This window comes from Streptococcus sp. 3167 (genome assembly GCF_013277175.1).
Classification (GTDB): domain Bacteria; phylum Bacillota; class Bacilli; order Lactobacillales; family Streptococcaceae; genus Streptococcus; species Streptococcus pseudopneumoniae.
This window is the reverse complement of record NZ_VMML01000111.1, coordinates 1-4,619: the sequence shown is the minus strand read 5'-3', so window position 1 is coordinate 4,619 and position 4,619 is coordinate 1. Positions and strand designations below refer to the sequence as shown.

The window sequence follows — 4,619 nt, the reverse complement described above, 5'->3', positions numbered from 1 at the left end:
TTGAACTTGAAATTTGGCGTTTATTTTACTTAATAAAAGAAATGATTACATCGTTTCAAAGACAAGGCTATAATTACTATAGGGGACAAAGAGAGGATTGGGAAACAGTACCAGGGATATTTAGAAATTTACAAAATAGTGAAGGAAATAAATACTGTAACACTTTTGAATCTCTTTATCTAAATATCTCTAGAGAATTTCCTGATGAAGTTAAATATGTCCCTTTAAATCAAGAAATGTTAGATATCCGAGCTGATGAATTAGCTATCTTACAACATTATGGTTTGCCAACAAGTCTACTAGATATTTCCGAAAATCCATTCATAGCCATGTTGTTTATGTTAGGTTTTGGGAAAATAAAAAATCCTCAGTTAGAGTTCTATAAAATTGACTCCAGCAATGATAGTGAGAATGGAATAATTTCTTTAGTTCATAAGAAAATTACAAATAAGAGAATACGGGCACAAAAAGGTGCTTTTATAAATTTTGATAAACTTATTAAATTTATAAATTTTAAAAAAAATGAAATAGAATTAGAAAATTATAAACCTATCGATAGAATTATTCTAAATATCAAATTTAATATAGAGGCCTCTATTAAGTCTTTAAAAAATCAGCAAAGCTCTAATCATACTAAGCCAGAAGATGATCTATCTTCTAAAAATTTAGACGGAGTAATTAAATTTTTAGAAGGAAAGTCTGTCAAATCAGGTTCTGATAAAAATAATCAAGAGGAAAGAATTTCTGGCGACTACTATGAATTAATTCAAAGAGAACTTTTACGAAAGTTAAAAGAATACAATTATGAAACAAATGCCTTATTTCCAGATTTTTCAGACTATTTGATTTATAAATCTAAAGAATTCGAATTAAAAGATGATAAAAAATCTAATAGAGCGGTACTTAATGAATTAAAAAAAAATTCAAATAACCTGCCTTATCATAAAAGCAAAAAGAATAGAAAAGGTAAATATAGAATCACAAGAGTCTGGAGAAAAAGTCTTTGAAATCAAAAAAACGCATAATATCAAGAATTATACAACCTTGATATTATGTGTTTTATTGTAGAAAGATTTACTTCATTTTCTCCTGAAATTGAGTTTTTCCCAGCATCCTTGTGTATTATTCTTGTACTTCTTTCTGAGCAGCCTTGCCTTGGTCGAGAAGGGCTTGGACGATTTTCTCATCGCGTAGTTTGACAGAATCGTTGATCATTTCTGCGGACTTGACGATGGTTGTTTCTAGTTGGGCACGTTTCTGGCGTCCCAATTCAATAGCTGCGACGATACCTTGGTTTTGAGCGACCAGACTTTCAGCCAATTTGGTAACAGACTCAACAGCGACTGTCGGGCTTTGGGCAATTCTTTCCATCTGCGGAATCACTTCCTTGCTGGTCTCAGCTAGCATCTGAAGGGCAGCATTATTGGCATTGACAATGGCATCTGCCACGACACCTGATTTCATGGATTGTTGCAAAATACCCAGTTGGGCAATGGAAAGTTTCATTGTCGGAATCGTATTACGACGAAGCATTCCCAATTTTTGGCGCATATCAGATGACACCTTCACAAGATTTCGCATCTGAGGTGTTGTTGCCCAGGCAACATAGAGACGGCTGACATACTCAGTATGTTGTTGTTCAAGGGTATTGACCACTTCAGCCATGCGGGCCAATTCTTGTGACTTGGTTTGGTATTCTACCGTACTTGTATCGAGTTGGTCAGCTTGAGCTTTCAGTTCTGCAGCGCGCTTGCCAGCTTCTGTCTGGCTGGCTTCGATAAAGGAAATCACTCCCACTAGATTTTCAATGGATTTGGTATTGTCCTCAATCAACATCTCAGCAGAGACGATATTTCGAGCTAGCACATCTTCTTGCTTGACCACTGCGGCAGCCATGCCATCGAGCTTTTGCTCTACTGTTTTTGAGTCAAAGTAAAATTCCTGTAGGGTATTCTTGCTCTTGTTAAACAATCGTTGCAAAAAGTTTGGCTTTTCTTCTAACTCAGCAATTTCAGCGTTCTTGTATTTGACTACAAAGCCTTGCAACTCACGGTTGGTATTCTTGAGAAGATCATCCACTTGGGGAATCTGCAGTTTCTTTTGTTCTGACAAGATACGGTTGACCGTATTGTTCACACCTTCTACAGCAGATTGGCCAAAATCCAAAAGAGCATTTTGATTGGTGACAAACTGGTCTACCAACTGGGGCACGTGCGCCTTAATCCCTTCTTGTTGCTCAGGGCTCAGCTTCTCAAGGAAGGTCAAGGTCTTGTCCGAGCCAGTATTGGTCTCGATGATTTGGGTTGTCTTATCCACCTTAGCTACCGTATTATTGGCAATCTGGTCAATATCAAAATTAAATTCTGTCATGGTTACTCCTTTGTTTCTAACCTATTCTTTACGATCTTTTTCTAGGATACGCAAACTAATATCAAAATCACGCATATCTGTTTCATTGAGTTCTCTCAACACCTGGTCCAGCTCAAGGTCAAATTGTTCGATAGCTGATTTAGCTTGCTGTAAACGTTCTTCTGCTCGATTATAGTTTTTAGGATTGGCCTTAATCTTTAAATAGCCTTCTAAAATCGTTTTGAATTTCTCCATCTTCAAACTATGAATGGCCGTCAATTCTTCCTTATCCCCCTCGGCAGAGGTGGCAATCTTGTCTAAAATAGCCTGATGGTCAACGGCAATATTATCCAAGGTCTGAGACAATTCTGGAGCTAGTTCCTCTGGCTCCGCATTTTCAAGTTCTACCTGACTTTCTCTATCCAAACGTTCTAGCTGAACATCGATGTTTGCCCTTACTGTACGAACCTTTTTGTCAATACGGTTGTAGATATCAGCATCGATATAGGACTTGAGACAATCCGCCTCCTGATGGATTTCCCTCAGTTCGATCAATACTTGATTGGCCAGACTCTTATAGGAATCTGAACCTTTTTCTACTAAAGTTCCCTCCAATTGCTGAATATCCTTGTCCGCCTGACGAATACGAGCTTTTAAAAGCTCAATCCAATCGTCGAGAGAACGATCCTGCAAAAGAGGATAGCGCCAACGTTTATAGAGACGATAACCACCATAGCCTAGCAGGACACAAGCCGCAAGTGGGAGAGCATATTGAACCAAAAGGCCCAGTAAGAACAAGAAGCCCCAAAAATAGAGACAGCCTTTGCAAAAACCATTACCTGATTTCATAAACATTCCTTATTTTCAATTTATAAATCTATTTTAGCACAAAAGAGCAAAATGAGGGCGGAAATCCCCTAGAAAAGAGTTGATTTCTTTGCTGTAGAATGGAGGCTAGTAGAGCGTGGGCTAATTTCAGTAAAGCGGACTCAAACCACAGGCTTCAGTGTTATAAGATTGCGAAATGACCTCTGAGGACATATCAAAACAAAAGCTTGAAATATCGGAGGGGTTGTGTTAGAATGAACTTACAATGTGAGTAAAGTTACAGCATATGTAACTAAAAAGCCCCACCGTGCCACCGATGGTTTTTTTTGCTACCCTCTTAAAGGGTTAACCATTACTTCTTACGTTTCTTAAGCCATAACTTGAAAAGCTCAGATAACACGTTAATAAGTAACAGAGCTAGAAACACTGTGAGTAAAGTTTCTAGCATATGTAACACCTCCCTTCCTTAAATTGAGGGGGCCAAAATATAGTAGATTGAAACTAGAATAGTACATCTGGATTTCTAAAATATTACTAGAAATTGATTTGATTGTCCTGATTGATTTGTCCTATTTTTATTTTATTTCACTATATTATATCATCAAGATCACGTAATTCCCAAACAAAAACGCCTTTATGTGTATGTACTGATGTACTGACCCCAAAAAGTTAGACAATTAATTTAAGCAAAGGATTTAGTTCTGTATTGCACAGGGCTAAGTCCTTTTAGTTTTACCTTAATTCGTTTATTGTTGCAGTAATTAATATAGTCTACAATAGCTTGTTCCAATTGATTAAGCGATTGAAACGACTTCTCATAACCGTAAAACATTTCCGATTTCAGAATCCCAAAGAAGGACTCCATCATACCATTGTCTGGGCTGTTACCCTTACGTGACATAGATGGTTAGATTCCCTTATTCTTTAAAAAATGACGATAGAAATCGTGTTGGTATTGCCATCCTTGGTCACTATGGAGAATTGTATTTTCGTAATGGTTCTCTGTAAAGGCTTGTTCTAGCATAGCTTTCATTTGTACTAAGTTCGGCAAATAGGAGATAATTTCACTGTTAAAGCCATCTAAAACTGGTGATATAGTTGCTTAGTTTCAAACAAGCATGTTATAATAAAGCTATGGCATATAGTACAGATTTTAAACAGCGAGCATTAGATTACATCAAAGAGGGGCACAGCCATGTCGAGGCAGCCAAGGTTTTTGATGTTGGCGTCAGAACTCTCTTCACGTGGGAAAAGAACTTACGTGAACAAGGACACTTAGAGAGGAAAAAGCGAGTCGTCAAAAACCGAAAGATTCCTTTAGAGGAATTGAAATCCTTTGTAGAGGCTTATCCAGATGCTTTTTTACGGGAAATTGCGGCACATTTTGATTGTGCTGTCCCTTCAGTATGGGCAGCTTTAAAGCAGATGAAGGTCACTTCAAA

General features: G+C 37.4%; 3 protein-coding genes and 2 pseudogenes. 2 read left to right on the top strand and 3 right to left on the bottom strand.

Going from position 1 to position 4,619, the window contains the following annotated elements; all coding sequences use genetic code 11:
* Window positions 1-1,007, top strand: a 1,007-nt coding sequence (locus HT678_RS11120; protein WP_172925051.1) for an FRG domain-containing protein, incomplete at its 5' end; no start/stop codon positions are given.
* Between the two features lie 115 nt (window positions 1,008-1,122).
* Here the strand turns inward: HT678_RS11120 and HT678_RS11115 are convergent.
* From HT678_RS11115 to HT678_RS11105, 3 genes and pseudogenes are all read right to left on the bottom strand, one after another.
* Entirely contained in the window at window positions 1,123-2,370 is a 1,248-nt protein-coding gene (locus tag HT678_RS11115) for a toxic anion resistance protein (RefSeq protein ID WP_000134328.1), read from the bottom strand.
* Window positions 2,371-2,391: 21 nt separating this feature from the next.
* Window positions 2,392-3,198, bottom strand: a complete 807-nt coding sequence (locus HT678_RS11110; protein WP_000834988.1) for a hypothetical protein — start codon at window positions 3,196-3,198, stop codon at window positions 2,392-2,394.
* A gap of 661 nt (window positions 3,199-3,859) precedes the next feature.
* Window positions 3,860-4,273, bottom strand: a pseudogene (locus tag HT678_RS11105) (IS3 family transposase); the annotation flags it as partial.
* Between the two features lie 38 nt (window positions 4,274-4,311).
* On the opposite strand from HT678_RS11105, the pseudogene HT678_RS11100 reads away from it, so the two are divergent.
* Window positions 4,312-4,619 (top strand): annotated as a pseudogene (locus HT678_RS11100) (IS630 family transposase); the annotation flags it as partial.

Bases quoted from the DNA above. Each gene is read 5' to 3' on its own strand.
- HT678_RS11110 (WP_000834988.1), bottom strand. From the start codon at position 3,198: ATGAAATCAGGTAATGGTTTTTGCAAAGGCTGTCTCTATTTTTGGGGC.
- HT678_RS11115 (WP_000134328.1), bottom strand. From the start codon at position 2,370: ATGACAGAATTTAATTTTGATATTGACCAGATTGCCAATAATACGGTA.